Origin of the sequence: Anaerorhabdus sp., from assembly GCF_036641015.1 — a bacterium.
Classification (GTDB): domain Bacteria; phylum Bacillota_I; class Bacilli_A; order Erysipelotrichales; family Erysipelotrichaceae; genus Anaerorhabdus.
Genome location: NZ_JAVWFO010000086.1, coordinates 1 through 4,295, shown reverse-complemented (window position 1 = coordinate 4,295; position 4,295 = coordinate 1). Strand labels below are relative to the sequence as shown.

At 29.5% G+C, this 4,295-nt stretch carries 4 protein-coding genes; all 4 read left to right on the top strand.

The annotated features are described in order from the left end of the window. A partial coding sequence (locus RR430_RS09010) for a sulfatase-like hydrolase/transferase (RefSeq protein WP_332508986.1) occupies window positions 1–501 on the top strand: 501 nt, incomplete at its 5' end. Between the two features lie 52 nt (window positions 502–553). After that, the gene (locus RR430_RS09005) at window positions 554–2,890 is read left to right on the top strand and encodes a YfhO family protein (protein ID WP_332508984.1); all 2,337 of its coding nucleotides are present in this window, start codon (window positions 554–556) and stop codon (window positions 2,888–2,890) included. Beyond that, entirely contained in the window at window positions 2,887–3,828 is a 942-nt protein-coding gene (locus RR430_RS09000) for a glycosyltransferase family 2 protein (protein ID WP_332508982.1), read from the top strand. The genes RR430_RS09005 and RR430_RS09000 overlap by 4 nt, the downstream gene beginning before the upstream one ends. Next, a complete protein-coding gene (locus tag RR430_RS08995) occupies window positions 3,821–4,225 on the top strand; it encodes a sugar 3,4-ketoisomerase (protein WP_332508980.1) in 405 nt (134 codons plus the stop codon). The genes RR430_RS09000 and RR430_RS08995 overlap by 8 nt, the downstream gene beginning before the upstream one ends. Window positions 4,226–4,295 lie beyond the last annotated feature (70 nt).

Sequence of the window (4,295 nt, the reverse complement as noted above, 5' to 3'; positions counted from 1 at the left end):
CAAAGAACATTAGAGTCTGGATTAACAGAATTAATTTCTGATCTTGAAAGAGATGGTCTACTGGAAGACACTGTAATTGCTTTATATGGTGATCACTATCCATATGGATTAACTAAAGACGCAATTAATGAATTATTTGGTAGCGATATTGGAAATGAGATATATAAGACACCATTTATCATATGGTCACCTGAAATTGAACATAAAGAGGTAACAGATATCACATCGACATTTGATATTTATCCGACACTAGCAAATCTTTTTGGATTAGATATTGATGGACAAATGGTGATTGGAAGAGATGCATTATCCGATGAAAAAGGTTTTGTTTTATTTCAAGACTATTCATGGATGACGGATAAGGGGTATTATGATGCGACGAAACAAGTATTTTCAAATTCAAATCTTAGTGAAGAAGAGGTTGAATTGATAAATGATAAAGTATTTAACCTGATCATGGTTGGACAAAATATCATAAGAGAAGATTATTTCAAGAATTAATATTAATTTTGTAAAAATGTAAAGGTACAGTATAATGTAACAGGTGATTAAGATGAAGAAAGAATTTAAACATTTATTAATTTTGGGTATACTCACGAGTATTGTGTGTTTAGCGATGTTTTTACCAAACATTCTTAATCATTTACCTGTTATTTACGGAACTGATTTAAAGCCAGAACAAGTGTTTTTTAATATGGAATTCACAAATTTAATGAATAACTTTTTTAAAACAGGAACACTTCCATTTTATTCATGGTCCATGTTTTTAGGAACCAACTATTGGGCATCCCAAACATTTTACAATTTTGGTGATATTTTTACTTGGTTAACATTGCTTGTTCAGCAAATGAATTTTTTTGACAAAACTTTACTTTTCGAAATAATTAAATTCTTCGTATCATCATATTCAATGTATTTTCTACTAAAAGAGATGAAAATAGAGACTAAAATCCGTTATATCGGAGCATTAGCTTTTGCCTTCAGCGGATGGGCGATTTTCTTTAGTGGTCAATTGATGTTTCATTCGTTTTATTGTTTAGTACCATTGTATTTTTTAGGAATAGAAAGATATATTAGGGATAATAAGAAAATATTATTTTTAGTAATGGTAACAATTTTACTAATTTCAAATTGGTATTATTTTTATACACTCTCTCTATTTACTACGATATACTTTACATATCGTTATTATTTAATTAATAAAGGATTTAATAACTATTTTAAAAACACATTTAAAATAATTGGTGTTTACTTAATAGGAGTATTAATATGTAGTGCAATCTTACTTCCTACTATATTCTATATGAGTGGAAACAATCGAATTGGAATTAGTTTTGATTTACTATTTGGTGAAAAACAAGTGTATCTTCATTTGCTAGCATCAATGTTTGCGCCTAATTATCTTTATATTTATAGGAATAATGTTTTTGAAACAAACTGGCATGTAACTAGAGAAATTTGTTTATATGCAGGATCAATCGTTTCATTACTTACATGTCAAATATTTGCGTATAAAGACAAAATATTTAAGAATGCTTCTTTTATTCTATATGGTATATTAATAATTATTGCTATCATCCCTATGGGAAATGCAGTGATGCATGGATTTAGTGAACCATCATTTAGATGGGTTTTCTTACTTGTTTTTCTAAATATTATTACTACTTGTCATCTGTTGAATAATTTTGAACTGTTTGATAAATCTATTTTTAAGAGAATAACAGTTGGTATTTGTATATTTGTCATCCTAATAGTGCCAATAACAGCAATACTTAGTGGTACTACGAGTGAATTGCTTAATCAGTTTTTGATGCAATGGACTTTATTCATTGGATGTTCACTAGTAATCGCATTAATCTCGTTCTTACTAATTAAGAAATTCAAAAATACAATAAAGATTCTTGTGATATTAACAGTTGTTGAATTTTCTATTTTTGGATCAATTCTCTATATTACAAATATGGATTTAAGTGGCAAGGGAACTTATGAATTTTTTGAACAAGTGACTCACGTTCTTCAAGATGAAGAGGGTGAATTAAATAATCATTTAGATTACTTAAATGAAGATAATTATGGACAATATTATAGAGTATATGTTCCACATGATTCTATTTATTGGTATTATAGTCACAACATGTCAATTGCTTACCAATTGAATGGACTTATGGTTTATTTCTCAACCTATTCACCAAGTGTGAATAAGTTGAAAGAACTTGCGCCACAAATAATTGATTATTCTTCAGCTATGATTTTCAATATTACAGATCCAGAAGTGATGAGTTTCTTGAATGTAAAATATGCATTAGTTTTAAATGAAAATGAACTGCCTCCCGTTATAGATTGGAAATTAGTTGATGATAATTATAGAGGTAGTATAAAGATATATGAAAATCAGAATTATAGAGCATTAGGAACTACGTATTCCAAAGTCATATCATCGGTAGATTTTATTGAAAACAAAACTGTAGTATCAGAATTAAATAATACTATTGTTGCTGAAGAAAAAGACTTAGAAGAAATTTCTAGTTATCTTAAAACTTCAACTAGTGTGAATTTAGAAAATGTTCAGTATGGAGGGAACCAACTGACAGGAACTGTGATATCTGACGAAAAGAGCTTTATGGTTATTACATTGCCTTTTGACGAAGGTTGGAAAGTATTAGTCAATGGGCAAGAAGTAAAAAAATATGAAGTAAATGGTGGATTTATTGGAATTCCTATTGAAAAAGGAGATAATAGTATAGAGATGTATTTTACACCAAAAGGATTTAAAATAGGTGTTATGCTCAGTGGGGTGGGATTAGTTTTAGCGGGATTACTAATTTCATTCGAATTAATACAAATCAAAAGAAGAAAAAAGAATCTTCTGAAGTTAAGGGGTAAGCTATGAAAAAAGTATCTATCGTTATACCGTGTTATTTTAATGAACTAAATATTCCAGAAACCTATTCAGTTTTAAAACGTGATGTTTTAGACAAAAGAGAAGATATCTTATTCGAAGTGGTATTTGTAGATGATGGTTCTAAGGATAATACTTTGTTGGAACTAAAGAAAGCTCAAAACAAGGACTCAAGAATTAGAATCGTAAAATTATCTCGTAATTTTGGAGAATTTAGAGCGATTGTAGCAGGTATGAGTGTTGCTACAGGTGATGCAATTGCAGTTATGAGTGCAGACCTTCAAGATCCTCCATATCTAATTACTGAAATGATAAGCAATTGGGAACAAGGAGAAAAAGTTGTTATTGCAGCTAGAAATAAAAGAAATGAACCTTGGATTAAGAATTTCTTTGCGAATACTTACTACAGAATTGTAAGAAAACTAGTTATTGATGATTATCCACAACAAGGATTTGATTTCTTTTTGATGGATAAAGATGTTGCAGAGATACTTGTGAATATGCAAGAAAAAAACTCTTCGATCTATGTCCAATTAATTTGGACAGGATATAAGCCTAAAGTTATTGAGTATACACGAATGGAACGCAAGAAAGGCGAATCAATGTGGTCGTATAAAAAACGTTTTGATTTATTCGTGGATACATTTATTGTATTCTCACATACACCAATTCGATGGATTAGTGTTTTTGGATTTCTAATGAGTATAACTGGGTTCATTGCAGCAGTTTACTTTATAATTGATAAATTTGTTCGCGGCACGGATGTAGCAGGATGGACTTCGTTGATTGTGGTTGTGCTTGTGCTTGCAGGTGTACAAATGATTATGCTTGGAATTATTGGAGAATACATGTGGAGAAATCTTGATGAAACACGGAAAAGACCTCTATATATTATTGAAAATGTAATTGAAGGTAAAGATAATGAATAATGTATATTTACAAGCTTTTAAAGCACATGGCAGTGAGGAAGATGGATATCTAAGCGCTATTGAAAGAAATACTGGATTACCCTTTGATATAAAGAGAGTATACACGGTTATCAATACAAAAGAAGGTAACGTAAGAGGGTATCATGCACATAAAAGTTTAAATCAAATATTTTTTGTTTTAAAAGGAAAGATTGAAGTATATTGTGAGGATTTAGATGGAAATAAAGAAAGTTATTTGTTAGATGATCCTCATATTGGCTTGGTTTGCGGTCCACTTATATGGCATACTTTAACATATCATGATGATGCGATTTTGATGGTTTTAGCAAGTGAAGGTTATAAAGAAGAAGATTATATACGAAATTATGAAGATTTTTTAAGGGAGAAAAATATATGAAAATAGCAAATAATCAATTATATCCACAATATTCAAAATATAAAGATGAATATTTGAAAAAAGTTGAAGA

What these genes read in the sequence shown, in the direction of transcription:
- RR430_RS09005 (WP_332508984.1), top strand. Translation starts at nt 554, where the DNA reads ATGAAGAAAGAATTTAAACATTTATTAATTTTGGGTATACTCACGAGT.
- RR430_RS08995 (WP_332508980.1), top strand. Translation starts at nt 3,821, where the DNA reads ATGAATAATGTATATTTACAAGCTTTTAAAGCACATGGCAGTGAGGAA.
- RR430_RS09000 (WP_332508982.1), top strand. Translation starts at nt 2,887, where the DNA reads ATGAAAAAAGTATCTATCGTTATACCGTGTTATTTTAATGAACTAAAT.